Source organism: Micromonospora sp. NPDC005291 (assembly GCF_040607415.1).
Lineage (GTDB): Bacteria > Actinomycetota > Actinomycetes > Mycobacteriales > Micromonosporaceae > Micromonospora.
Genome location: NZ_JBEXGR010000002.1, coordinates 219,972 through 246,287, shown reverse-complemented (window position 1 = coordinate 246,287; position 26,316 = coordinate 219,972). Strand labels below are relative to the sequence as shown.

The following is a 26,316-nucleotide window of genomic DNA, read 5'->3' as shown; positions in this document are numbered from 1 at the left end:
AAGACCGTTCGCGTGACTCTGGTGAACCACGTCTGGACGGAGAACATCAAGAAGGCCCTGCCGGAGTTCGAGAAGCAGTCGGGCCTCAAGGTCGAAGTCACCCAGCTCGGCGAGGACCAGCTCTCCGACCAGTACAACGTCAAGCTGAACGCCGGGTCCAGTGACCTCGACGTGATGATGTACCGGCCCCTGCAGGAGGGGAAGCAGTTCGGCAAGAACAAGTACCTCGCCGACCTGAGCGAGAAGGCCAAGTCCGACAGCGCCTTCGAATTCAGTGACTTCCAGGCCGGGCCGGTGCAGACGACGACCTATGAGGACAAGGTGGTCGGGGTACCGATCATCACCGAGCAGGAGGTCCTCTACTACCGCAAGGACCTGCTGCAGAAATCCGGCTTCACCGCGCCGCCCAAGACCCTCGACGAGCTCAAGACGCAGGCGGCGAAGGTCGAGGCCGACAACCCCGGCGTCGCCGGCTTCGTCGCTCGTACCGGCAAGGCTGCCGCCGTCACCCAGTTCTCCAGCTTCCTCTTCAGCTTCGGTGGCGACTTCGTCGACGCCAGTGGGAAGGCCACTGTCAACACCGAGCAGGCCAAGCAGGCGTACGCCTACTACGGCGGGCTGCTCAGGGACCACGGTCCGGAGAACATCAGCACCGACATGAGCTGGTCGGAGGCGATGGCGATCTTCACGCAGGGCAAGGCTGCCTTCTACACCGAGGCCAACTCGCTCTACAAGAACGCCACCGACCCGACCAAGTCCAAGGTCGTCGACACCGTCGGCTTCGCGGCCTTCCCGGCCGGTCCGGCCGGTTCGAAGCCGTACAACATCCCCTCCTGGGCGCTCGGCGTGAACGACAACTCGGAGAACAAGGACAACGCCTGGAAGTTCATCCAGTGGGCGGCCGGCAAGGAGCAGGCGCTGGCGCAGCAGACCGCTGGCGTCCCTGGCGCCCGCGCCTCGGTCTGGGCGAACCCGGCAGGCGCCGCCTCCTACCCGAAGGACCTTGCCGAGGTCAACATGGTGAGCACCGCCAACGGGATCGGGCATGACCGCCCTGTGGTGGTCAAGGTGGCTCAGGCGCGAGAGATCGTCGGTCAGCCGATCGTCGACGCGATCACCGGCAAGGACGCCGCCGCCTCGGCGGACACGGCCAACGCGGCGTTCCAGAAGTTCCTCGACGACGAGGCGAAGTAGCCCAACCGCCGGGCGGCGGAGCCGACGGGCTCCGCCGCCCCGCCGGGACCTGACCCCCGAACCCGGAGATCTCAATGTCAGCCGTCACCACATCCCGCACCGATTCGGCCGAGGCCCCGCCGACGTCCACGGAGACGTCGGCCTGGTCGCGTTGGGCCAACGAACACCGCAAGTGGCTCTTCGCCGCACCCGCCATGGCATTCGTCGCCGTGCTGATCATCTTCCCGGTGGCGTGGACCGGGTATCTGAGCCTCACTGACGCCGAGGGTTCTGTGCGCGCCGAGTCCGAGTTCATCGGCTTCCAGAACTATCTCGACGTGCTCAGCGACGCCGACCGGTTCTGGCCGGCGGTCTGGCGTACGGTTCTCTTCACCGGCGTCGTGTTGTTCTTCGAGGTCGTTCTCGGCATGGCGATAGCCCTGCTGCTGTGGCGGCCCTTTCGCGGTGAGAAGTGGGTCCGCGTCGCGATCCTCCTGCCGCTGGTGGCGACTCCGGTCGCGGTCGGCATGATGTGGCGCCTGATCTTCGATCCCAACATCGGGATGGCGAACCAGTTGCTCGGCTGGATCGGGATCGGCCCCCAGCCCTGGCTGGCTGGCCAGCACTCGGCCCTGCCGACCACGATGTTCATCGACATCTGGCAGTGGACCCCGATGGTCGTGCTGATCCTGCTCGCCGGGCTCACCTCGCTCTCCGACGAGCCGCAGGAGGCAGCCCGTATCGACGGCGCCAGCAGTTGGCAGCGGTTCCGGCACGTCACCCTTCCGCTGCTGATGCCCACGGTGATCGTCGCCATCCTGCTGCGTGGCATCGATGCGCTCAAGACGTTCGACATCCTCTACGCCACCAAGGGGCGGGGCGGCGGTTCCTTCCACGAGGTCGAGACCCTCAACGTGTACGCCTACGGCCTCAGCTTCGACTACAACGACTACGGCGTCTCATCGACCGTCCTCATCATCTTCTTCCTGATCATCATCGGGGTGATGTGGGCCCTCACCTATCGCAAGAAGGGGCTGGGCCGATGAAGCCGAGCAAGCCGTACCAGGTCTTCCGCACGTCGGCGCTCGTCGTCGTGGTGTTCGCGCTGATGGCGCCGCTGCTCTGGATGATCGCCGCGTCGTTCAAGACCAATGTGGACATCTACGACACCGCCAAGGCGTTCGTATTTTCGCCCAGCCTGAAGAACTACGAGACCGTGCTCCAGCAGGCGGACTATGTCCAGTTCATCGGCAACAGCCTCTGGGTGGCCTTCGCGGCCACCGCGCTCTCGCTCCTCCTCGGGGTGCCCGCCGCCTACTCGATGAGCCGTTTCAACATGAAGAAGTCCGCGCTCGTCGTGCTCATGGCCCGGGTGATTCCCGGTGTCTCGCTCCTGGTGCCCTGGTACTACGTCTTCTCGAACCTGAAGCTTGTCGGCGGGTTCACCGTGCTGATCCTGAGCCACATGTTCGTGTCGCTGCCGCTGATCGTCTACATCATGATGGGCTACTTCGACGGCCTGCCGATCGAGTTGGAAGAGGCCGCGCTGGTCGACGGTCTGACCCACATCGGCGCGTTCCGGCGGATCACCCTCCCGCTGTCAGTGCCCGGCATCGCGACCGCCGGCATCCTCTCCTTCATCTTCTCCTGGAACAACTTCATGTTCGCCCTGGTGCTGTCCGGCTCCGACACGAAGACGCTTCCCGTCGCGATCTTCGACTTCGTCGGCTACGCCAGCATCGACTGGGGCGGCCTGATGGCCGCGGCGACCGTGGTCACTCTGCCGATCATGCTGATCGCCCTGTTCGTGCAGAAGTACGTCGTCTCCGGCCTCACCGCCGGTGCCACGAAGGGCTGACAACTCCATGACCACAATCGCAAAGGTGGAGACCTTCCTGGTCGCTCCGCGCTGGCTGTTCGTCCGGATCGAGACGCAATCCGGCATCGTCGGCTGGGGCGAGGCGACCTGCGAGGGCCAGTCCGAGACCGTACGCACGGCCGTCCACCAGCTCAGCGAGGTGCTGGTAGGTCGGGACGCGCTGCGGATCGAGGACCACTGGCAGGTGCTGACCAAGGGATCCTTCTACCGGGGTGGCCCGATCCTGGCCAGCGCGGTGTCCGGCCTGGACCAGGCACTCTGGGACATCGCCGGCAAGCACTACGGCGCGCCGGTGCACCAGCTGCTCGGCGGCCCGGTCCGGGACCGGATCCGGGTTTACGGCTGGGTCGGCGGCGACGAGCCCGCCGAGATCCGCGACCAGATCAGTGCCCGGATCGAGGCGGGCCTGACCGCGGTGAAGATGAACGCCTCCGGGCGGATGAGCGCGCTTGCCTCAGTTGCCGAACTTGACGCGGTGGTGCAGCGGGTGGCCGTCGCCCGCGAGGTCCTCGGCGAGGACCGGGACGTCGCGGTCGACTTCCACGGGCGGTTCACCCTCGCCAACGTCCGCCGGGTCGCCCCGCTCCTGGAGCCGTACCGGCCGTTCTTCCTCGAAGAGCCGGTGGTGCCGGAGAACTCGCACCTGATCGGTGACGTCGTCCGCTGCACGACGACGCCGGTGTCGACCGGGGAGCGGCTCTACAGCCGGCAGGAGTTCCTGCCCGTGTTGCAGGCCGGCATCGCCGTGGCCCAGCCGGACCTCGCACACGCCGGCGGTATCACCGAGGTTCGCAAGATCGCCACGTTGGCCGAGGTGTACGACGTGCAGCTCGCCCCGCACTGCCCGCTCGGGCCGATCGCCCTCGCCGCGTGTCTCCAGGTCGGCTTCGCCACACCCAACTTCCTGATCCAGGAACAGAGCATCGGCATCCACTACAACCAGGGCGCCGAGGTGCTCGACTACTGCCTCGACCAGACTCCGCTGACCTTCGTCGACGGGTACGTGTCGCGGCTGACCGCACCCGGTCTCGGCATCGAGATCGACGAACACGCGGTGCGGACAGCGGACAAGCGGGGACACGCCTGGCGCAGCCCGACCTGGCGGCACCCCGACGGCTCCTACGCGGAATGGTGAAGCGCACTGCGCTCGATCCCGCCACGGAACTCACCGCCACCGGCATTGGACAGAACGAAAGGCACCCCGTGAAGATCATCGCTGCGGACATCATCGTGTCCAGCCCCGACCGGAACTTCGTCACCCTGAAGATCACCACCGATGAGGGCATCACCGGTCTGGGTGACGCCACGCTCAACGGCCGTGAGCTGTCCGTCGCGTCGTACCTGCGTGACCACGTCGCCCCGCTGCTGATGGGGCGGGACGCGCACCGGATCGAGGACACCTGGCAGTTCCTGTACCGCTCGGCGTACTGGCGGCGTGGGCCGGTCACCATGGCGGCCATCGCCGCGGTGGACGTCGCACTCTGGGACATCAAGGCCAAGGCCGCTGGCATGCCGTTGTACCAGCTGCTGGGCGGCGCGTCCCGCACCGGCATCATGGCGTACGGGCACGCGTCGGGTCGGGACATCCCCGAGCTGTTCGACTCGATCCGCCGTCACCTCGACGAAGGCTTCCGGTCGATCCGGGTGCAGACCTCGGTGCCGGGCATCAACGCGGTCTACGGCGTGGCCGCGCAGCCCAGCGCCACCGGGCAGCGGTACGACTACGAACCGGCGCAGCGCACCCCGCTGCCCGTCGAGGAGGACTGGGACACCCGTTCGTACCTGCGCCACCTGCCCACGGTTTTCGAGGCGGTCCGCGGCGAGTTCGGCCCGGAGTTGCCGTTGCTGCACGACGGTCACCACCGGATGACCCCGATCCAGGCCGCCAAGCTCGGCAAGGCCCTCGAACCGTACGACCTGTTCTGGCTTGAGGACTGCACCCCGGCCGAGAACCAGGAGGCACTCCGGCTGGTCCGCCAGCACACGACCACCCCGCTGGCCATCGGCGAGGTCTTCAACACGGTCTGGGACTACCAGACCCTGATCCGGGAGCAGCTGATCGACTACGTCCGGTCGGCGGTCACTCACACCGGCGGCATCACCGCCATGCGCAAGTTGCTCGACTTCGCCGCCCAGTACCAGATCAAGTCGGGCATCCACGGCCCCACCGATATCTCCCCGGTGGGCATGGCCGCGGCACTCCACCTGGACCTCGCCATCCACAACTTCGGGATCCAGGAGTACATGAAGCACACCCCGCTGGCCAACGAGGTGTTCCGGCAGTCGTTCACCTTCACGGACGGCTACCTGCACCCGGGCGACCAACCGGGGCTCGGGGTGGAGCTCGACGAGGAGGCGGCGGCCCGATTCCCGTACGAGCCGGCCTACCTGCCGTTCAACCGGCTCAAGGACGGCACGGTTCATGACTGGTGAGCCGCGTAGCCGGCACGTCGTGGTGATGGGTGTTTCCGGGGCCGGCAAGACCACGGTGGCGCGGGGGATCAGCGCGGCGACCGGGCTGGTGTTTGCCGAGGCGGACGAGTTCCACTCTCCGGCGAACGTGGCGCGGATGCGCTCCGGCGTACCGCTGGACGACACCACCCGCTGGCCGTGGCTGCGGGACATCGCCGCCTGGACAGCCGACCGCGCCGCCGAGGGCCGGTCGACGGTGCTGGCTTGCTCGGCGCTGAAGCGGTCGTATCGGGACGTGCTGCGTCAGGGGCCGCTGTCGGTGGACGTGGTGCACCTGGACGGGCCGGCGGAGGTCATCCGGGCCCGAATGGCTCGGCGCGAGGGGCACTACATGCCGGCGAGCCTGCTCGAATCACAGCTCGCCACGCTGGAACCGGCCGAGCCGGACGAGTCGGTGCTCGTACTCGACGTCTCGCTCGCTCCGGAAGCCCTGATAGTGGCGGCCGTCAAGGGCCTCGGCCTGCCCGTCTCGCTCCCGGTGGAGGAGCGGTAGCCGACGCTGCAAGCCGTTTGCAGGGGACCTGCAGGACGGCCGTCGAATAGTGGGTGTCCTGGCGAGCGACAACTCGCCGGGACACCCGCGTCAGGTTTGGCGCGGACGATCGATGGGAGGGCGTCCGTGACGCTTCGACGGATGACCACGATGTTCGTGGCCATCACGATGGCACTTTTCGGAACGGTCATGGTGGGCAGCCCGGCGCAGGCCTATGCCGGTCCGCACTACTGGATGTACACCAATGACGGGACGCCGGGCGGACGCGTCGACTTCTGGCCGGATGGCGACATCATCCAGGTGTGCGACATCCAGGCGGACGGCGCGCACGTGAACATGGTGGTGACCCACATCTTCACGGGCGCGGGCTTCAGCATCCAGGCGTCCGGAAACGGCAACTGCACCACCCGCCGGGCAAGCCAGGGCGGCGCGTACGACCTCGTCGAGCGTGGGGTCGGCAAGGGCTGCTACCGGTTCAACATCAGGCTGTGGGACGACATCCACTATGTCCAGGGCAGTGAGGACAAGGCCGCCTGGTGGAACGACAACAGCACAAAGGTCGCGGATTGTTGAGGAGTGTGTTGAGAACAAAGCGCTGGCTCGCTGCGGCGGGCATGTCGTTGGCCATGATCACCGGGTCGTTCCTGTTCGCCGCACCGGCAATGGCAGACACCTGGATCAGGACCTCGGACGACAACCCCGGCGGCGACCTGATGTTCAAAGCCTACGGCGACATCGTCGAGATCTGTGACCTCCAGGCCGACGGGTTCTATGTCGATGGCCGGGTGTATCACGGCTCCAAGCTGATCTACGTGATTCAGGCGCACGGTAACGACACCTGCACGATGGCGCGGGCCAGTCAGGGCGGGTCACATGACCTCGTCGAGGGCCGGGAGTACCGGATCGTGGTGTGTCTCGACAACGCCGACGGCGGGTTGCGGTTCTGCCGGAGCATCAACCAGACCGCGTAGGTCGGGGAGGAAACGCAATGAGAATGCGTCGTACGTTGACCAGCCTCGGCATGTCTGGTGCCGCAGTCCTGGCGGCACTGGCGGTGGCCGTGCCCGCCCACGCGAGCTTCGGTCCGGTGTGGACGTGGAACGGCGATGCCGGTTCGATGACCTTCACCAGCTACGGGGACGTGCTCACCGTTTGCGATGAAGAGGCAGACGGCCGTTACATCGACCTGCGGGTCTACACCGCCAGCACCAACACCCACCGCTACACCATCCAGGCCAAGAGCAACGGGAGTTGTGTCACCCGGTCCGCCTCCAATGGCGGGGTGTACGACCTCGTCGAGGGCGCCAACTACAAGTTCGTGCTCTGCGTCGACTGGGGCGGCGGGGATCGGTACAACTGCGTCACCGAGTACGACAAGGCCTGATCGGCTTGTGGACGAGGGCGTGGCGGCGGTCACTGGATCGTCGCCGCGCCTCCGTGCCACCGGGTCTTCTGAGAAACTGTCGGCACCCGCCCGGCCGGCCCGGTCTCGCGACGGCATGTTAGGTTAGGCTGCCCTAAATCATGTGGAGTCTGCCGCCATGCCCTCATTGATCCGAGCATGACAGTCGCCGAGATCAGCGGCACAGTGGTGCTGCGCCGCGCCCTGCGCCGACAGCGCGGTCGGGTAACTCTCGGCATCGCGCTGCTCTGCACACACCAGGCCGCCGAAGCCCTCGTCCCGGTCGCCATCGGCGTGGTCATCGACCGTGCGGTTGCCACCGGGGATGTCCGCGCGCTGCTGCTCTCGCTCGCCGGCCTTGCCGCCCTGTTCACCGTTCTCGCCTTCGCCTATCGGACCGGTGCCCGGATGGCGTACGCCGCGGTGGAACACGAGGCGCACGCCATCCGGGTCGAGATCGCCCAGAGCGCACTCGACCCGCGTGGGCGCCGCTCGGGCATGCGTGACGGAGAACTGCTCTCCGTCACGGCCTCCGACGCCGAGCTGTCCGCCCTGGTCGTGCGGGTCGCGGGGCTCACCGCGGCAGCGCTCACCGCCATCGTGGTCGCGGCCGTCGCGTTGCTCGTCGTCGACGTTCCTCTCGGGCTCGGGGTGCTCATCGCCGTACCGCTGCTGGTCGTCGCCCTGCAACGGATGGCGCCGTTGCTCACCCGCCGCAGCACATCGCAACAGGAGGCCCTCGCGGCCACGACCGCACTCGCCGTCGACCTCGTCACCGGCCTGCGTGTGCTGCGCGGCATCGGCGCCCAGGATCACGCCGCACGCCGGTACGCCGGTGCCAGCCGCCACGCCCTCGACGTCACTCTGCGTGCCGCCACCACCAAGGGCCTGCACCTCGGGCTCACCACCATGGTCAACGGCCTCTTCCTCGCGACGGTCGCCGGCGTCGCGGGCTGGCTCGCGCTACAGGGCCGACTCACCATCGGCGAGCTCGTCGCCGTCGTCGGGCTGGCCCAGTTCATCGCCGAGCCGGTGCAGACGCTCGGGTACTGCGTACAGCTGTTCGCCATGGCCCGGGCCTCCGCGGGTCGGGTCGCCCGGGTCCTCGGTGCCGCCCCGGTCATCCGGCCGGGCACCGCTGGGCCGCCCGCCCCGAGCTCGTCGCGGCTCACCCTCGACGCGGTCTGTCACGCCGACCTCGACGACGTCAGCCTGCACGTCCGCGCCGGTGAGATCCTGGGCGTGCTCGCCTACGATCCGAGCGACGCCGAGGCGCTGGTCGCGCTGCTGTCCGGCCGGGTGCCCCACCAGGACTACCGGGGAACGCTGTACGTCGACGGCGTGCCCGCCGAAGAGCTGCACATCGACGCCATGCGCGCCACGGTCCTGGTCGAGCAGCACGACGTGGCGCTGTTCGAAGGGACCCTGCGCGCCAATCTCAGCGCTGGCGCCCACCTCGACGACACTGTCCTGCGTGCCGCTGTGCGGGCTGCCGCAGCCGAGGACGTGCTTGCCGCGCACCCGCACGGATTCGACCGCCTGCTCACCGAGCGAGGAGCGAACCTGTCCGGCGGGCAGCGGCAGCGGATCGGACTGGCCAGGGCACTCGCCGCCGACCCGCCGGTGCTGGTGCTGCACGACCCCACCACGGCGGTCGACGCGGTGACCGAGGGGCTGCTCGCCGAGGGTCTGGCCTCGGCTCGCGGGGCGGCGACCCGTGGCACGGTGCTGATCACCACCAGCCCGGCCCTGCTGCGGGTCACACACCGGGTGGCCGTGATCGACGGCGGGCGGGTCGTCGCCGAGGGCCCGCATGAGCAGCTGCTCGCCAGCGACGCCCGCTACCGGGAAGAGATCCTGCGATGACCGACAAGTCGATCGTGACCGGCGTTGAGCCCCGGCAACTGCTGCCAACGGCCACCGGCCGGCAGACCTGGGCCGCTCTCCGTACCGAGTTGACCCGCCTGCCCGGGCTCAGCGCCGTCGCCGGCACGTTGCTGGTCGCCGCGGCCGCGACCGGGCTCGTCGCCCCATGGGTGCTCGGCCGCCTCGTCGATGACGTCATCGCCGGGTCCGACACGCCACAGATGGTGTCCTGGGCGGGTGTGATCGCGGGCGCCGCGGTGCTCGCTGGACTCCTCACGGCGGTCGGAGCGGCGGTCGCCGCACGCCTCGGCGAGACCGTGCTGGCCCGGCTCCGGGAGCGTGTCCTCGACCGCGCTCTGCACCTACCTTCGGCCACCCTGGAGCGAGCCGGGACCGGGGACCTGGTGGCACGCGCCGGCGACGACGTGGCCGTGGTGACGAACGTGATCGCCACCAGTGGCCCCGCGTTCCTCGGTGCTCTGCTGACCATCGTGTTGACCGCGGCGGGGCTCTTCGCCCTCGACTGGCGGCTCGGCATCGCCGGGCTGGTCGCCGTCCCGGCGTACGCGATGGCACTGCGCTGGTACTTGAAGCGGTCGGTGTCGTTCTACGCCCGCGAGCGAGTGGCGACGGGCGAGCGCACACAGGCGACGGCCGAGGCGCTTCGCGGCTCGGCGACCGTACGCGCCTACCGGATGGAGGACGCCCACATCGCGCGGATCGCGGATCGCTCCGCGGTGGCCCGTGACCTGTCGCTGGAGATCTTCGGCCTGTTCACGCGGTTCGGGCTGCGCATCAACCGGTCGGAGTTCGTGGGGCTCGCCGCCGTGCTGCTCGCCGGTTTCCTGCTGGTACGCGACGACTTCGTCACGGTGGGAGCGGCCACCACCGCCGCGCTCTACTTCCACCGCCTCTTCAACCCCATCGGCCTGCTGCTGATGGAATCGGACTCCGTGCTGCAGGCCGGGGCGAGCCTCGCCCGGCTCGTCGGCGTCACCACGCTGCCGGACACCGCGTCCTCCGACGGCACTCGGCCCGCTCGACGAGAGCGGCCCGAGCCGGCGGCACTGGAGGTGACCGTCGCGCAGCACCGCTACGACGACGGACCCGTCGTGCTGCGGGACATTGCCCTCCGTCTCGCACCCGGGGAGCGTGTCGCTCTCGTCGGCGCGAGCGGAGCGGGCAAGAGCACGCTCGCCGGCATCATCGCCGGCATCATCGCGCCCAGCCACGGTGCGGTGAGCCTGCGCGGTGTGCCGCTGGCGCACCTCGGCGAGCACCGCCTCCGTCGTGAGATCGCCCTGATCAGCCAGGAGGTGCACGTCTTCGCCGGGCCGCTCGCCGACGACCTGCGGCTGGCCAACCCGGATGCCACCGACGCCGAGCTGACCGCCGCCCTCGACCTCGTCGGCGCCACCGACTGGCTGCGTACCCTGCCTGACGGTCTCGCCACGGCGGTGGGGGAGGGTGGACGGCACCTCACGTCGGCTCAGGCCCAGCAGCTCGCACTGGCTCGCCTCGTCCTCGCCGACCCCGCTGTCGCGGTCCTCGACGAGGCCACCGCGGAGGCGGGCAGCGCGGGCGCGCGTGACCTCGACCGCGCCGCCGTAGCCGCCACCGAGGGCCGCACCACCCTGATCGTCGCCCACCGCCTCAGCCAGGCGGCCACCGCGGACCGCGTCATCGTCATGGACCACGGGCGCATCGCCGAGCACGGCACACACGCCGAGTTGCTCGACGCCGGCGGCGGGTACAGCCAGCTGTGGCGCTCCTGGAGCATGCCCGATCTCGTGGTGCCGAGGAGACGCGAGAGCGCCGAGCAGATCCAGAACCAGCCCGTCCCAGGCTGAGCGGGGCACCCGTGCCTCATCCGGCCGTGGCTCTGGCCTGGCGGGTCCGCCAGGCCCCGATGGCACAGTCGAGGGCGAGGAAGGCCAGCAGGGTCACCCCGAACACCGGTAGCACCCACCCGACGGCGATGACGACGGGTACGCCGAGGACGAGGCCCCAACCGGGCACCAGCCGCCAGACGCCGCGCTCGGGGGCGGTGCCGACGGGGGCGCGACGGTCGGTGCGGGTGGGGCGGCGTTGCCACCACATGCGGTAGCCCCACACGATGACGCAGAGCAGCCCGAGGGCGAGGGCGGCGAGCAGGATCTGGTTGACCGGCCCGAACAGCAGCCCCATGTGGGCCTGGATGCCGAGGCTGCTCAGTTGTGCCAGCAGCGGCCAGGACCCGAAGTCGCTGCGGGCGGTGACGGTGCCGGCGGCAGGGTCGACGGCGACGCTGTCCTTGCGGACCGGCCAGGTGTCGTCCACCTGCGTGACGGTCCACGCCGTGTGGGTGTCGGCGGCGGGCGTGATCTCGACGGGGCCGTCCAGGCCGGCGCTGCGGGCGATCGCGAGGACACGGTCGGTGGCGGCAGGGTCGATCGCGGTGGCCTGCCCACTGTGTCCGCCGCCGTGGTGGCCGGCGTCGTCGGTGGGCGCGGCCGCACCCGGCAGCACGGTGGACACCTCGGGGGTACGGGAATCGAGGGCGTCCAGCCCCGCGCCGAAGTTCTCCCCGGCGTGGCGGGACCAGGTCAGGCCGGTGGCGGCGAGGAACAGCAGACCAACGGCGAGCCACAGCCCGGTCGCCGCGTGCCAGCCACGGGTGCGCCGCACACCCCGACGGGCCGCGAGATCGGGGCCGAAGAGCCGTCGCACCCGACCTGCGCCGGGGCGCTGCCGACGCCACCACAGGATGATCCCGCCGAACACGAGGACCCACAGCCAACTCGCGGCGATCTCCGAGTAGTAACGGCCCACGACGCCGAGGTGCAGGTTGCGGTGCAGGTCGTCCAGCCAGGTCGTGACCGGTGTCGACCCGAACCAGGTCGTCAGCGTCCCCTTCACCTCGCCGGTGTACGGGTCGACGTAGACGGTGTGTTGCCGGTCCCCGAGGGCAGCGACGTCGAACACCACCCGGGTCGTCGCGTCCCCGTCGCCGGGCGCCACGGATGCGAGGGCGCCGTCAGGATGGGCGATCCGGGCGGCCGCGATCTGTTCGGCCAGCGGACGCGCGTCGTCGCCGACCTTGTCGACCATGAGCTGCTCGCCGTGGACGATCCTCTCCAGTTGTGGCGTGACCGTGTACGCGAGGCCGGTCAGCGCCGCCACGACGAGGAACGGGGCGACCAGGATCCCGGCGTAGAAGTGGATACGCAGCAGCAGTCCGCCCCACCCCGCGCGGGCCCCGGACGTCGCGGCCGGAGCCGGCGCGGGGGGAGTGGATTCGGGCGTCTCAACGGTGGACGTCATGCGGTATCCGATCGACTCGATGCGCGGGGCGGTCGGAATCGGTAGTCGGATGGCGGGCGGTGTCGGTTCCCACCGAGTCGGACATCCGGGAAATCCGCCGAACGGGGGAGCCCCGGGAACTTTTCCGGACCCGCCTCCGACAACCAGAGTGCGCGGCTGACCGGCGGCGTTCCGACGACGGCATCTCGGCATGGAGGAGCGCCCGTGGCACACAGGACGGTGGTCGGTGCGGAAGGGCGTCGTTGACGACGACCAGGTGACCCGGTGGGCGCAGGACGCGGGCCAGGGCGACCGGCAGGCCGCCACGGCGTTCGTCCGGGCCCTACAGGACCAGGTCTGGCGGTTCCTGTCGCATCTGGCCGGGCCGGGTGAGGCCGACGACCTGACCCAGGAGACGTTCCTGAGGGCATTTCGCAGCCTGCCCCGCTTTGCCGGTCGCTCGTCCGCCCGGACGTGGGTGTTCACGATCGCCCGGCGCGTTGCCGTCGATCACGTCCGGACGGCGGTGGCTCGGCCGAGGACGGCATCGGTGCCGGACTGGCAGGCAGCGGCCGAGGCTGCCGGGGCGATCACCGCCGGCATCGACGAGGGCGTGACCCTGCACCGGTTGATCGCCGGCCTGACCCGGGAGCGTCGCGAGGCGTTCGTCGCCACCCACGTGCTCGGCCTGTCCTACGCCGAGGCTGCCGACGTCTGCCAGTGCCCCGTCGGCACGATCCGCTCCCGTGTCGCCCGGGCTCGCGAGGATCTCGTCACGGCCTGGCAGGCCGACACTGGCCCGGCCCGTGGGAAGCGAACCGGCTGAGGGTGGAAACCGTGCAGCGTTCACTGTTTTTGCACTCTGAGCTGCGCCGCGCCGCCCGAGATTGATCCACCTCGCCAGGCGGGTGGGGTGTGGTCAGGGACAGGCTGCGGCGTACAGGATGTCGCGCATGCCGGGCAACGACTCCTGGTCTTCTCGCCAGATCAGCCGCAGGCTGAGATCCGGGAGGGGAAGGTCGAGTTGGATCAGGGCGCCGGAGCGGAGGCTCTCGGCGACCGCGAACCGGGGTAGCAGCGAGATTCCGAGCCCGTGCTCGGCCCATGCCCGCATCACCGGAACGCCTCCGACTTTGACCCGTTTGGGACCGGAGCCCAGAATCGTGTTCCCTGCCAACCAGAACGAGCACTCCGGCACGTTGACCAGGAGCTGCTCGTGCTTGAGGTCGTCGGGAGTCAGTGCCGCTCGGCCGGCGAGTGGGTGCGCGGACGTGGCCACCAGTGCGAGGGGGACCGCGTCGAGGTCGAGAAAGGCGAGCGGTTCGGCGGGGCTGGGGAAGCCGAGGCCGCCGACATCGTCGCCTGAATCCAGCAGCAGGGCCGCTTCCAGTCGTCCCTCGATCACCTCGGCAAGGAGGCCGTCGCGGGCGCGTTCGGAATGGATCTCAAGGTCGATGTCGGGCCGGCGTTCCGCGAACCGGGCGAACACGGCGGGGCCGTAGGTGCTGGAGATGGTTTCCAACGCGCCGAGCCGGATCAGTTGCCGTTCGCGTCTGACGTCGCGCGTGGCCTGCTGGGCCTGGTCGAGCAGCGACCGTGCCCATCCCTGCAACCGTTGTCCGGCCGAAGTCAGCCGCATTCCCCTCGGACCGCGCACGAACAGGGCCACGCCGAGTGCTTCCTCGAGAGCCCGGATCTGCTGGGACACCGACGACGGGGCGAGGTCGAGCGCGACCGCGGCATCGGTCACGGTGCGGTGGCGGACAACGGCCTCGAAGGTCCTGAGTTGGCGTAGCTCCACCCGCCGAACAACAGCACGACGCGTTCGGACATTCCGAACGCGTCGTACGGCTGCGGCGGTGGAGCCGTTGGCCTGCCCAAATGCACAGTGGTGGCGTCCCTCCACCGTCGTCTTCGGGAGCTGCCCCAGCTATGGTCCTTCTGGGTTTATCTGCATCGACAGGAGCCAATCCCCGTCCGTCGCGGAAGCGTTCCAGCGCCCTCGCCGGCATTTCGCTGGGCTACTTCATGGTGTTGCTGGACATGACGGTGCTGTCGGTCGCCGAGCCCGATCTGGCGTCGTCTCTGGACACCTCGATGGCCGGGTTGCAGTGGGTGACCGCCGGCTACACCGTGGCGTTCGCCGCGCTGCTGCTCTCGGCGGGGGCGGCGGCGGACCGCTTCGGTGCCGCACGGCTCTTCCGGGCCGGCATCACGGTCTTCACGCTCGCATCCCTGCTCAGTGCGTTCGCGCCGGGGCTGTGGGCACTGGTCCTCCTGCGGGCAGTCTCGGGGGTCGCCGCGGCGGCGTGTGTGCCCGCCTCGATGGCGATGATCGCCCAGCTCTATCCAGAACCGGCGGCACGGGCGCGCGCGGTCTCGGCCTGGGCCGCGATCAGCGGTGCGGCCGTCGCGGCCGGTCCGCTCGTGGGCGGTGCCCTGGTCGACGCGGCCGGATGGCGGTCGATCTTTCTGGTCAACGTGCCCATCGGCCTGGCGGTGCTGGCGCTGACGCTGGGCCGGGCAGTGGCCTGCCCGCGCAGTGACCGCCCGATCGATTGGTCCGCCCAGGTGGCCGCCGCCGTAGTGCTCGCCCTCTCCACGGACGCGCTGATCGCTGCTGGTTCGCAGGCCTGGGCCCACGCCGTGTCGTCGTCGTTGGGGTTCGCGGTGTCGGTGCTGGTGTTCCTCCGCCTGGAGCGCCGCAGCCCGGCACCGGTCCTGAACCGGGCACTGCTGCGGTCCGGCCGGGTGCGGGCCGGGCTGCTGGCCGCTGCGGCGGTGAACTTCGCGTTGACCGGGGGTCTGTTCGTGCTGCCGTTGCTGTTGCAGCAGGAGCGGCACCTGGACCCGCTGGAGACCGGGCTGGCGTTCCTGCCGCTGACGATTCCCTTCGCGGCCAATCCGCCGTTCACCGGCAAGATCGTGGCGCGGGTAGGTCCCCGCCGTCCGATCCTGGCCGGTCTGGCTCTGTTGGCCGCTGGAGGTGCAGTGCTGGCAGGCGTGGTCTTCGCCCACGGCGGCTACCTGTGGCTCGCGGTCGGCCTCGTGCTGACCGGCTTTGGCGTCTCCTACGCCTTGCCGGCGTTGGTCGTGGCCCTCGTCGGCGCCGCCCCGGCTGGCACGGCCGGCGCGGTGGGCGGCCTGCTCAACACAGTGCGCCAGGTCGGCGCCACCCTCGGCGTCGTCGTCATGGGTGCTGCCGTTGCCGCAGGCACCGGGTGGGCTCTGCTGATGTCGGCTGCGGTCTGCGCCATCGCCTGGTTTGTGTTCGCTCACGTCGAGGGGTGAAGGCCCGATTGCGTTCCCCTAGCCCAGGCGGGCCTCGATGGCGTCGATGATGCGCGGGCGCAGTTCGGCGGCGCGGATGACGGCGTCCACCGAGCCGACCTCGACGGCGCGCTGGATGTTGTGCACCCGGTCGAACTCCGTCGCCACCTCGCCGAGCTTCTCCGCGCGTACCGACGAGCGCAGCTCGTCGAGTTCGGCGGTCAGCGCGGCGCGTTCGGTGCCCGTCGCGGCACCGGCGCGGGTCTCCAGGTCCCGCACCCGGGCGTCGGCCGCCGTACGGGCGTTGACGTCGGCGGCGAACACCACAGCGGCGGCGGGGGCGCCACCGAGCACCGAGGCGAACGAACCCTCCAGGGCGAGCACGGTCATGTTCGGGTTCAGCGCCTTCGAGAACACCACGAACGCACCGCCGTGGTAGCGCGAGATCACGCAGAAGACGATGGGCCCCCGGAAGTTCACGATTGCCCGGCCGATCTCGGCGCCGTACTCCAACTGGAGCTTGCGCATCGACTCCGGTGAGCCGTCGAAGCCCGACAGGTTCGCCAGTACGACGAGAGGTCGGTTGCCGCTGGCCGCGTTGATCGCCCGCGCGGCCTTCTTCGACGAGCGGGGGAACAGCGTGCCCGCCGTGTAGGTGTCCGGACCGTCGGTGGGCGGGAAGCCGTGCCGCGGCACCGACCGGGACTCGATGCCGAGCAGGCAGACCGGGATGCCACCGAGGTGGATGTCCTGCACGACCGCGGTGTCCGCGTCGGCCATGCCCGCCCAGCGCTCCAGCACCGGGTGGTCCTGGTCGGAGAGGGCGCGCATCACCGTACGGATGTCGAACGGCTTCTTGCGGTCCGGGTTCGACTCGACGGAGAAGATCTCCCCGACGGTGCGGAAGGCGCTGCCCGCCACGTCGTGTGGGAAGTCGGAGATGTCGCGGTCCGCGGGGTCGGTGGTGGCCGCCCGCCGTGGCGCGTCCTCGCCGGGTGCGACGTACGTGTGGTCGTAGTGCGACATCACCACGTCCCGTGCGGCCGTCAGGTTCGGCGCCCAGTACTGCGCCTGCCCGTTCGGCCCCATCACCCGGTCGTAGCCGCCGATGCCGAAGTTGTCCTCTGCGGACACACCACCGGAGAAGTCGAGCGACTGCTTGCCGGTGAGCACCATCGCCGAGTCCGGTGTCATCACCAGGATGCCCTTGGTGTGCATGAGCATCGTCGCCTCGGCGTTCCAGTACGGCTGCGCGCCGACGTTGATGCCCGCGACCACAATGTTGATCTCACCACCGGCCTGGGTGAACTCGACGATCCGCTTGAGCGCCGCGGCCACCCAGTCCATGTTCTCCGTGCCCGAGGTCATCGAGATCCGAGCGCCGGCGGACAGCGCCCACCACTCCAACGGCACGTGCATCCGCTCCGCCAGGTCCAGTGCGGCGATCACGCGCCGGCACTCCGGCTCCGACAGGGCGCCCAGCGACTTCGTCGGGTCGCCGAGCAGCACCACGCGGGTGACACCCTGCGGGTAGCGCTCGGTCGGCGTCGTGACCACCCCGGCGACGATCGCGGCGCTGTTGCGTCCCTTCGGCCGGTCCACCGGCACCAACACATGGTCGTCGTCGAGGTCGTACTCGACGAAGTCACCGAGCCGGCCGGTCAGCTCGTACGGGTACACGGTGTTGCGGCTGCTCGCGCGCAGCACCTTCAGCCGGTACTCGTCGAGCGGCTCGACCGGCTCGACCGGCGGCTCACCGACGGCCAGGTCGGCCCCGCCCGAGGCGTCGAACGAGATCCGCACGGCGATCTTGGTCAGCTCGCCGGTCCGGCGGTCGCGCTGCCGCGCGATGAACAGGATCTCCTCCAGCCCGGCGCCAACGGTCGTCGGGCGTACGCGCCCGGCGATCATCTCCATCTCCTGGCGGGTGAGCTCGCTCGGCGGCCAGACGTAGACCACGATCCGGTTGGTGTTGAAGCGCGTCTTCGACGGTCGCCGCGACTGTGCGCGACGGATCGAGTCGAGGCAGGCGGCGATGGCGTCCTCGGTCGTCGGCAGCGCGACCAGGCGGCCGTCCTGCTCACGAAGCTCGGTCAGGTCCCGTACCTGCGCGAACGCGACGAGGCGCTCGTCCGCCCGGTTTTCCCTCGCCACGCACTGGAAGAGGTAGACCTCCTCGTCCGACGACGGCAGCCGGGTCAGGTCGAACTTGTGCAGCCGCTCCAGCTGCATCCGCTGCGCGATGTACGGGTGCAGACCGCGGATCAGCCGGTCCTCGGTCATCTCAGTGCTCGACGGGCGGAAGGTGAAGTGGTGGTGCATCACCGCTCCGCCGCGACCCGCGACGGTCGTGGTGACCCGACGGACCTGGGGCGGCAGCGGGTGCGCCGCGATGACCTCGGCCAGTGCGGCCGCCATCGCGTCGAAGTCCTCCGGCTGGTTCTCCCAGCCGAGGTAGATGTCGGCGTCGACGGAGTCCTCGCCGCTGGCCAGTTCGGCCAGCCCGCGCAGTGCGCTGCCCAACGCATCGAAGCTCACCGCGGCGGAGACCACGCTCGAGTCGGCGCGCTCGGCGACCACGAACGTGCAGCCCGCGACCTCGCGGGTGCGCACGCTGGTGAGCGCCTTGTTGCCGTAGTACCGCCGGGTCAGCACCTCCAGCATGACCGCGTTGTCGAGGTGGTCGCGGACGAGCCGCTGGCCGAGCAGCCGGACCAGTGGCTCTGTGCTGCGTACCATCTCGGCGATGCGCTCGGCGCGGTCCGCCGCGTCCGGGTGGGCGTCCAGGTGCCGCAGGTGCCCACGGACCTCGGCGTAGACGCGGGCGCGGTTGCGGCGCAGCAGCGGCTGGGCGAACCAGGCGAACACCACGCCACGGGCGAGGTCGGCCACCGCGGGGAAGCGGACCTGCGTCGCGGCGATCAACCGCTCCAGCGCGAGACCGGCGGGCTCGCGCAGCGTGTCGTCCGGCGGGGTCTCCCGCAGCCACGCGCGCAGCAGCGTCGCGACGACCGTCGCGTCGGCGGACGCGCGTTGCTGGGCGAGGAAGATCCGGAAGACGGCGGCTTCGAGGGCGGGGGAGCGCTCCAGGTCGGTGACGCCGTACCGGCCGAGCGCCTTGGCGAGCTTGGTCTGGAAGGCAACCGGCAGCCCGGCCCGCTCGACGTCGAGGCTCTGCAGGTAGGTGTGGAAGTACTCCCGGGCGCTGTGGACGTGGGCGGCGCCGCCGTCCTCGCCCGTCGGCCGGTTGCGGCTCAGCTCGACGAGGTCGGCGAACACCTCGATGAGGTCGAGCTCAGCGGCCAGCGGCCGATGACCGGCCTCGGTGGCAGCCCGCCGCGCGGTGACGTAGCCGTCGAGCACCCGACGGTCGTCGTGCGGATCGACGTCGAAGCCGAGCAGCAGACCGCGCAGGTCCTCCTGACCGCGCCTGCTGCGCTCGTACGCCGGAATGTCCTCGGCGGCGGTGGGCAGGTCCAGTTCGACGGTCTCGACGGTCGGGTCGTCCGCGGTTTCGTCGGACTCGTCGGCGAGCGGCTCCAGTCGCATCAGCGGCGCACCCGCTTCCACCTGGCTGCCGACGGAGACGGCGCACTCCTTCAGCCGCGCCCTGAACGGCGCCCGCAGCACGGTCTCCATCTTCATCGCTTCCAGCACCAGCACCGGTGCGCCCGCCTCGACCTCGGCGCCGACCTCCAGCGGCGTGGCGACGACCAGCGCGGGCATCGGGGAGCGGAGGACGCCACCCTCGTCGCGGCTGACCCGGTGCGTCACGCCGTCCACCTCGACCAGGTGGGTGGGCCCGTAGGTGCCGGTGAGCAGGCGGTACCGGATGCCGTTGACGACGATCTGGCCGGTGTGCCGATCGAAGCGGTCGAGCTTGACGTCGGCGGTGCGCATGACGGCACCTGCCTCGATGCCGACGCGGAACCGGTGTGCGCCGACCCGCGCCACGCGCGTGCGGTAGTCGACGCCACGCAACTTGAGGTCCAATGGTCGGCCGCTGGCATGCTGCACCTGCGGGCGCCCACCGGACGCCGTCGACAGCAGACGCTGCCGCTCGACGCGTTCCTCCTCCTCGTACGCCTCGATGGCGGCGGCCGCCAGTGCGACCGCGGAGTGGCGGTGCGTGACGAGTCTGCCCTCGCCGCGGACGCGGTCGATCCAGCCGGTGTCCGCGCTGGCGTCGATCACCTCGGGCTGGTCGAGCAGGTCGAGCACGAAGCTCTTGTTCGTCGCGCCGCCCTCGATGATCACCGTGGTGTTCGCCATCGCTCGCCGAAGCTTGCCGAGTGCCTCGTCCCGATCGCGGCCGTACGCGATGATCTTCGCGATCATCGAGTCGAAGTCGGCCGGGATGGTGTCGCCCTCGCTGACGCCGGTGTCCACCCGGATGCCGGGGCCGCTGGGCAGGTCGAGCCGCGCGATTCGGCCCGGCGACGGCGCGAAGTCGCGGTCGGGGTCCTCGGCGTTCAGTCGAGCCTCGATGGCGTGCCCGCGCTCCATCGGCGGTTCGCCGTCGAGCCGCCCACCCGAGGCGACGTGCAGCTGTGCCTTGACCAGGTCGAACCCGGTGGTCAACTCGGTGATCGGGTGCTCGACCTGCAGGCGGGTGTTGACTTCGAGGAACGCGAACAGCCGGTCGCCGGGGTGGTACAGGAACTCAACGGTCGCCGCACCGCGGTAGCCCACTGCCAGGGCCAGCCGCTCGGCCGACGTCCTGAGCTCGCCAGCCTGCGCCGGGCTGAGCACCGGCGACGCCGACTCCTCGATGACCTTCTGGTTGCGTCGCTGCACCGAGCAGTCGCGAACGCCGAGCGCCCACGCGGTGCCCTGCCCGTCGGCGATCACCTGGACCTCGACGTGCCGGGCCCCGGTGACCAGGCGCTCCAGGAACACGATGCCGCTGCCGAACGCCCGCGCCGCCTCCTGACTGGTGCGCTCGTACGCGTCGACCAGTTCGGCATCGTTCCTGACCACACGGATGCCGCGCCCGCCGCCGCCCGCGGTCGCCTTCAGCATCAGCGGGTAGCCGATCTCGGCGGCCGAGGCCTGGGCGGCTGCCAGGGTTTCGACGGCACCGCGGCTCCACGGCGCGACCGGCACGCCGACCTTCTCGGCGATCAGCTTCGAGCCGATCTTGTCGCCGAGCTGGCGCATGGCGTCCGCGCTCGGCCCGACGAACGTGACGCCGATCTTCTCGCACAGCTCCGCGAACGCCGGATCCTCGGCGACGAAACCCCAGCCGACCCACGCGGCGTCGGCCCCGGTCTCCGTCAGGGCGCGCTCCAGCACCGCCAAGTTGAGGTACGGGCGGGCAGCTGCCGGGCCGAGATCGTAGGCGATGTCCGCTTCGCGGACGAAGGTGGCGGTGCGGTCAACGTCGGTGTAAAGAGCGACGGTCTCGATCTGGATGCCGGTCTCCGCGGCCAATTCGCGGACCGCGTGGATGAGCCGCATGGCGGCTTCACCACGGTTGACGATGGCGACACGGTTGAACACCCGACTGACCCCTTAGCTAGACCTCGAACTGCGTGCTGCGAGACGACGGCTCCCAGCAGTGATCACCTTTCCGCCTGGCGGCTGCGAGCGCTATGGCGCAACCACCGAACCAACTGTCCCTCAGTTGTAGGAAGTGAACAAAAGTTTTTGGCCCTGGCCGCTGGGCAGATCGTTGTCGATCAGCGCTGCAGCGGCCGGTATCTGGCCGCTTCACCTGCCATCGTCGTTCCGTGCCGAACGACGACCGGAAGGACCCGATGACCGTTCTCGACACGCGGGCGCTCAACCGCGCGACGCTCGCCCGGCAGTTGCTGCTCGACCGCGCCGACCTGCCAGCCCTCGACGCCGTCGCGCACCTCGGTGGCCTGCAGGCACAGGAACCGCAGGAACCGTTCGTCGGGCTCTGGTCGCGGCTGCGCGCGTTCGACCCGGCGGTGCTGTCGAGCCTGCTGACCCAGCGACACCTGGTGCGCACCCACCTTATGCGCCGCACCGTCCACCTGCTCGTCGCCGACGACGCCGTGGGCTGGCGACCACGGCACGACGTCATGCTGCGCCAACGGGTGCTCGGGGTCTACCGCGGCGAGCTCGACGGGGTGGACCTCGACGAGCTCGCCGCGGCAGGGCGGGCGGTGATGGCTGATGATGAGCCCCGCTCGATGACCGAGATCGGGCGGGCGCTCGGCGAGCGCTGGCCGGCGGCGGGGCCGCGGGCACTGGGCGAGATGGTGATCGCGCTCCTCCCGATGACGCAACTGCCGCCACGCGGCGTGTGGCGTACGAAGGCGGGCGTGCGCAACGTCCTGCTCTCCGAGTGGCTGGGCCGGGAGATCGACCCGTCGACCCCGGAGGGCCGCGACCCCATCGGCCAGGTACTCGTACGGCGTTATCTGGCCGCGTTCGGCCCGGCGGCCACGGCCGATCTGCGCGCCTGGTGCGGTCTCGCCGGGTTGCCGGCGGCGGTGGCCGCGATACGCGAGGAATTGGTCACGTTCCGTGACGAGCGTGGCCGGACACTGATCGACCTGCCCGACGCGCCGCGCCCCGACCCGGAGACACCCGCACCGGTGCGGTTCCTGCCGGCGTTCGACAACGCGATCCTCGGCTACGACGACCGCAGCCGCATCATCGACGACGCCCACCGCGGCCTGTCGGTGGCCGGTGAGCGCGTGGTGCTGGTCGACGGCCGGGTCGCCGCGACCTGGAGCGTCGATTCAGGCACGGTGACGGTCAGCCCGCTGCGGGGCTTCTCCCGAGCCGACCGCACCGCCGTCGCCGAGCAGGGGCGGGCGCTGGCGGCGTTCCTCTCCGACAACGAGAGCGACCGGGTGCGGGTCGCTCCGTCTCTCCGATGAGATGACTCTCACCTGCGACCGGTGAACCGCGTCCGCCCCGCTCCGGCCGTCGTGGCGGAGCGGGGCGGCCTCGCGTTGGTCAGGGCTTGCGGGCCACAGCGCCGTAGGCGTCGATCCCGGTGGCGTCGGCCTCGTCCGGCCGCCACAGGGGGATCGGCACCAGGCCGGGCTCCACCATCGTCAGCCCCGCGAAGCAGCTGTCGAGGTCCTCCGGGCTGCGCAGAATGTACGGAACCCCGCCGCTCTGCGCCAGCCGATCGGCACCGGAAACCACCGCCGGGCTGGTGTTGGTGCCGTCCCAGAGCACCAGGTGACTGCCGGACGGCATCGCGTCCATCGTCCGCCCGACGATCGAGCGCACCACGGCCAGGTCCGGCTCGTAGCCCATCACACCCATGAACATCACGGCGATGGGCTGGTCGAAGTCGAGCGTCTGCGCCGCTTCGACGAGGATCTTCTCCGGGTCGTGGTAGTCGGCGGGTACGTAGGTGGTGACGCCCTCCGACGTCGTGCTGGCCAGCAGTGCCCGCGCGTGCACCAGCACCATCGGATCGTTGTCCACGTAGACGATCCGGGAGTCGGGCGCGATGCCCTGGGCGACCGCATGGGTGTTCTGCATGGTGGGCAGGCCGGTGCCGATGTCCAGGAACTGCCGGATGCCCGCCTCGGCGGCGAGGTAACGCACGGCCCGCACCAGGAACAGGCGCGACTGCTGCGCCATGAGGACGATCTCCGGGTAGACCTCGGCGACGGCGTCACCGGCCGCCCGGTCGGACTGGAAGTTGTCCTTGCCGCCCATCCAGTAGTTCCAGATCCGTGCCGCGTGCGGCACGTCGGGCTGAAGCTTTGCGGCGAGTTCGGCGTCCGGGCCGGCCATGCCAGGCTCCTATCGAGGGGTCGACGACTGGAGTTCACCACTGCGGTACGACCGGGATCGTACTCCGACGATGTCCACTGTCGACGCCCGCCGTCACGGCGCGCTTGCCGGGCCAATGGCAGCGATCACCGTCGAAAAACGCCGTTCTGGTACGCCCACACGACGGTCTGTAGTCGGTCCCGTGCGCCAATCTTCGCCATGGCGCGTCCGAGGTGCGACTTGACCGTGCTGGTCAGCGGCAATGCGCCTACGACTTGAGTAGGAGCGGCGCATTCGCCGTGCGCTCTCACCGATCAGACCGGGTGCTTGCTGAGACTCGGTAAGCCACCTGCTCGCTGCGCCGGGATCGCGGTGTCCCCGAACTCCGTTGTCCACGGCCGCGACAGCGCGGCCGGCGCTCGCCACTGGGCCACCCGTGGCCCCGGCCCGGCCGACGAGTCGGTGCGCATTCCGGCACCGGATCCGGCGGGCTTGGTGCGGGTGTCACCGGCAGCCGGCGCGATCCCCAGCTCCCGCATCCGCTCGGCGTACGCCCGGTAGCGCCGTTGCGCCTCGCCGTGCCGGCCCGCCGCGCGCAACACCTGCACCAACTCCAGGTGGGCGTCCTCGTCGTACTGGTCCCGGTGCACCAGCCGCATCAGGTAGACGAGCTTCTGATCGGTGTCGGAGGCGTGCTGCGCCAGGGCTCGCAGCACACTGGTGTGTGCCACCTGCGCCTCCTCGCGCAGCGGTTGCGCCCAGTCCTCGTACGGGTCGTCGGCGAGGAAGTCCCCGCCGTACAGTTCGTCGGCGCGGATCAACAGCCGGGTGGCGGCCGGGTGCCCGGCGCGCTGTGCGGCCTGCGCCTCCTCGGCGGCGGTGAGGAACGACTCGACGTCCACGTCGATCACGTCGAGGTCGATCGCCACCGAGCCCCGGTCGGCCAGCACCGCGCCCCGCCCGCTGGTGCGTCGCCCGGTGCCGAGCACCCGGCGCAGGGTGGACAGCAGCACGGAGAGCCGGTTCGCCGTCCGCGACGGCGACTCGTCCGGCCAGAGCAACTCCATCAGCCGTGGGCGGGGCACGGCCCGGCCGCGGTGCGCGACGAGGATCTTCAACAGGTCCCGTGCCTTCTTGGACTGCCATTCGCCGTACGGCACCACGGCACCGGCCCGGAACACCCGGAAGTCACCGAGGGTGTGGATGACCACCACCGGTACGCGCAGCGTGATGGCGGTGAGCCCGTCGGCGACGCCCGGGTCGAGGCGTACCCCGCAGCGGCGCAGCTTCTGCTCGGCGCCCTCCGCTCCGCGCCGTGCCTGCCGGCCCTGCAGTCGGGCGACGATCAGTCGAACCGTGGCTTCCTGAGCGGGATCGCCGAGATCCCGGCAGAGCGCTGCGGCGTCGTCGAGCAGCCCGGCGGCGGCCCGTGGATCGTCCGCCGCCAGCACGGTGAGTTGGAGCGCCTCGATCAGGGTCGCTCGCCGCCGTCCGACCGTCGCGCCGGTGCGGGCTTCGGCGGCGTCGAAGTGGGCGGCGTCGGTGTCGCCTCGCAGGAGCGCCACCCAACCCCGGGCCAGCAGGGCGTACGGCCGGTCGGGTTCGCGGGCCATGGTGACCGCCCGTTCGGCCAGGTCCTGCGCGGCGCCCAGGTCGTCGGCGGCCCGGATCCGCGCCAACTCGGCCAGGATCCAGGCGCGTGACGTCGGCCGGTGCTGCCCGTTGCCGAGGATGGCCAGGGCGCTCTCCAACGCCTTACGGGCCTGGCGCGGTTCACGCCGGCGGCGGTGCACCATCCCGAGGATGGTGAGCGAGAACGCCTCGTCGGCGCCGATTGCGGCCACCTCCCGTAGGCGTTGGCTGGCGGCGCTGTCGGCGAGCGCCTCCTCAAGGCGGCCCAGCAGGCACTTCGCCGCGGCCGCGAGCGTCAGCGCATACGGCTCGTAGCCGGTGTCGCCGGTCACCTCGGCCAGCCGAACGGCCGCCTCGGCGTGCCGTAGCGCGTCGGAGGCGTCCCCGACCCACAGCAGGTAGCTGGCGAGGTCCAGCTGGATCATCAGCCGGAACAGGCCGACGTCCGCCTGGCGCAGCCCTTCCGCCGGCTCCGCGCGCCCTCGCGCCACCGACGCGTCGCCGGTCGCCGCGGCGAGCAGCATGGCCAGGCGGGCGTACGCCCGGTGGGCGGTCGAGGAGCCGCACGAGTGCGCGGCCCTGGCCGCCTCCTCGGCGTCGGTGGTGGCCCGCTCGATGTCGCCGTCGATCAGATGGTGCACGGCAGCGTGGCAGTGCACCTGCACGGCGTGCGGGCCGGCCGCGTCGATCGGGACCATCGCCAGCCGGGCCGCGGCCAACTGCGGTTCGCCGTCGATCAGGTGGTGCAACGCGACGCGCCAGATGTCGGCCAGTGGGGCTTCGGCCGAATCGGGTGTGGCGGTGAGCAGGTCGGGCTGAGTGGTGAGCCACAGGTGTGCGGCCGTGCGGTCGCCGGCGTCAGCGAGGCGGCGCAGCGCCCGGCCCGGATCGCCATATCTGTGCGCTTGTCCTGGTGTCGGTGCCTCGCCCCCGCCTTTGGTGCGGGTCGGCGTTGACGGGCGCAAGGCATGGTTGACGTTGTCTCCGGACATCCACCGCTCCTGTTTTCTCTCGTGGAGGCTCAGGTGAGTGAAGAGACAACCGGGCGTCTATAGCCGTCGCCCGGCGTGGCTTCCCCCCGGCACGATCATTGTCTTCATCGAGCATCATCGCCATAACCAAAAGAGTCGGTGT

General features: G+C 70.3%; 19 protein-coding genes. 14 read left to right on the top strand and 5 right to left on the bottom strand.

Going from position 1 to position 26,316, the window contains the following annotated elements:
• Positions 1-12: 12 nt before the first annotated feature.
• The 11 genes from ABZT18_RS03310 (at position 13) to ABZT18_RS03260 (ending at position 11,135) form a co-directional block, all read left to right on the top strand.
• Positions 13-1,194 carry a sugar ABC transporter substrate-binding protein gene (locus ABZT18_RS03310; RefSeq protein WP_354992155.1) on the top strand — a complete coding sequence of 394 codons (1,182 nt, stop codon included), beginning with the start codon at positions 13-15 and terminating at the stop codon, positions 1,192-1,194.
• 74 nt (positions 1,195-1,268) lie between these two features.
• Positions 1,269-2,219, top strand: coding sequence for a sugar ABC transporter permease (locus ABZT18_RS03305; protein WP_354992154.1), 951 nt, complete (start codon positions 1,269-1,271; stop codon positions 2,217-2,219).
• The gene (locus ABZT18_RS03300; protein ID WP_354992153.1) at positions 2,216-3,031 is read left to right on the top strand and encodes a carbohydrate ABC transporter permease; all 816 of its coding nucleotides are present in this window, start codon (positions 2,216-2,218) and stop codon (positions 3,029-3,031) included. Before ABZT18_RS03305 ends, ABZT18_RS03300 begins: the two co-directional genes overlap by 4 nt.
• A gap of 7 nt (positions 3,032-3,038) precedes the next feature.
• Entirely contained in the window at positions 3,039-4,187 is a 1,149-nt protein-coding gene (dgoD, locus tag ABZT18_RS03295; RefSeq protein ID WP_354992152.1) for a galactonate dehydratase, read from the top strand.
• Between the two features lie 68 nt (positions 4,188-4,255).
• Positions 4,256-5,485: a D-mannonate dehydratase ManD gene (gene manD / locus ABZT18_RS03290; protein WP_354992151.1), complete on the top strand. Its 1,230-nt coding sequence runs from the start codon at positions 4,256-4,258 to the stop codon at positions 5,483-5,485.
• Entirely contained in the window at positions 5,475-6,017 is a 543-nt protein-coding gene (locus ABZT18_RS03285) for a gluconokinase (protein WP_354992150.1), read from the top strand. The genes manD and ABZT18_RS03285 overlap by 11 nt, the downstream gene beginning before the upstream one ends.
• Before the next feature lie 141 nt (positions 6,018-6,158).
• Positions 6,159-6,590, top strand: a complete 432-nt coding sequence (locus ABZT18_RS03280; protein ID WP_354992149.1) for a hypothetical protein — start codon at positions 6,159-6,161, stop codon at positions 6,588-6,590.
• Positions 6,554-6,988 (top strand): hypothetical protein, encoded by a 435-nt coding sequence (locus ABZT18_RS03275; RefSeq protein ID WP_354992148.1) that lies wholly within the window; start codon positions 6,554-6,556, stop codon positions 6,986-6,988. The genes ABZT18_RS03280 and ABZT18_RS03275 overlap by 37 nt, the downstream gene beginning before the upstream one ends.
• A 17-nt stretch (positions 6,989-7,005) precedes the next feature.
• Positions 7,006-7,401, top strand: a complete 396-nt coding sequence (locus ABZT18_RS03270) for a hypothetical protein (protein WP_354992147.1) — start codon at positions 7,006-7,008, stop codon at positions 7,399-7,401.
• Between the two features lie 177 nt (positions 7,402-7,578).
• Positions 7,579-9,285 carry an ABC transporter ATP-binding protein gene (locus ABZT18_RS03265; protein WP_354992146.1) on the top strand — a complete coding sequence of 569 codons (1,707 nt, stop codon included), beginning with the start codon at positions 7,579-7,581 and terminating at the stop codon, positions 9,283-9,285.
• Entirely contained in the window at positions 9,282-11,135 is a 1,854-nt protein-coding gene (locus tag ABZT18_RS03260; protein WP_354992145.1) for an ABC transporter ATP-binding protein, read from the top strand. The genes ABZT18_RS03265 and ABZT18_RS03260 overlap by 4 nt, the downstream gene beginning before the upstream one ends.
• A 16-nt stretch (positions 11,136-11,151) precedes the next feature.
• On the opposite strand, the gene ABZT18_RS03255 is transcribed toward ABZT18_RS03260, so the two are convergent.
• Complete coding sequence (locus tag ABZT18_RS03255; protein ID WP_354992144.1) at positions 11,152-12,588, bottom strand: PepSY domain-containing protein; 1,437 nt, start codon at positions 12,586-12,588, stop codon at positions 11,152-11,154.
• A gap of 226 nt (positions 12,589-12,814) precedes the next feature.
• Here ABZT18_RS03255 and ABZT18_RS03250 point away from each other — a divergent pair, with 226 nt between their 5' ends.
• Positions 12,815-13,393 carry a sigma-70 family RNA polymerase sigma factor gene (locus ABZT18_RS03250; RefSeq protein ID WP_354992143.1) on the top strand — a complete coding sequence of 193 codons (579 nt, stop codon included), beginning with the start codon at positions 12,815-12,817 and terminating at the stop codon, positions 13,391-13,393.
• Between the two features lie 93 nt (positions 13,394-13,486).
• On the opposite strand, the gene ABZT18_RS03245 is transcribed toward ABZT18_RS03250, so the two are convergent.
• On the bottom strand, positions 13,487-14,368 hold the full coding sequence (locus tag ABZT18_RS03245) for a LysR family transcriptional regulator (protein WP_354992142.1): 882 nt from the start codon (positions 14,366-14,368) through the stop codon (positions 13,487-13,489).
• Positions 14,369-14,448: 80 nt separating this feature from the next.
• Here ABZT18_RS03245 and ABZT18_RS03240 point away from each other — a divergent pair, with 80 nt between their 5' ends.
• Positions 14,449-15,858 (top strand): MFS transporter, encoded by a 1,410-nt coding sequence (locus tag ABZT18_RS03240; RefSeq protein WP_354992141.1) that lies wholly within the window; start codon positions 14,449-14,451, stop codon positions 15,856-15,858.
• An 18-nt stretch (positions 15,859-15,876) separates the two neighbouring features.
• On the opposite strand, the gene ABZT18_RS03235 is transcribed toward ABZT18_RS03240, so the two are convergent.
• Positions 15,877-21,339, bottom strand: a complete 5,463-nt coding sequence (locus ABZT18_RS03235; protein WP_355250378.1) for a carboxyl transferase domain-containing protein — start codon at positions 21,337-21,339, stop codon at positions 15,877-15,879.
• A gap of 230 nt (positions 21,340-21,569) precedes the next feature.
• On the opposite strand from ABZT18_RS03235, the gene ABZT18_RS03230 reads away from it, so the two are divergent.
• Positions 21,570-22,694: a winged helix DNA-binding domain-containing protein gene (locus ABZT18_RS03230; RefSeq protein WP_354992139.1), complete on the top strand. Its 1,125-nt coding sequence runs from the start codon at positions 21,570-21,572 to the stop codon at positions 22,692-22,694.
• Between the two features lie 79 nt (positions 22,695-22,773).
• On the opposite strand, the gene ABZT18_RS03225 is transcribed toward ABZT18_RS03230, so the two are convergent.
• Positions 22,774-23,571 (bottom strand): SAM-dependent methyltransferase, encoded by a 798-nt coding sequence (locus ABZT18_RS03225; protein ID WP_354992138.1) that lies wholly within the window; start codon positions 23,569-23,571, stop codon positions 22,774-22,776.
• Between the two features lie 293 nt (positions 23,572-23,864).
• Positions 23,865-26,174: a BTAD domain-containing putative transcriptional regulator gene (locus ABZT18_RS03220; RefSeq protein ID WP_354992137.1), complete on the bottom strand. Its 2,310-nt coding sequence runs from the start codon at positions 26,172-26,174 to the stop codon at positions 23,865-23,867.
• Positions 26,175-26,316 lie beyond the last annotated feature (142 nt).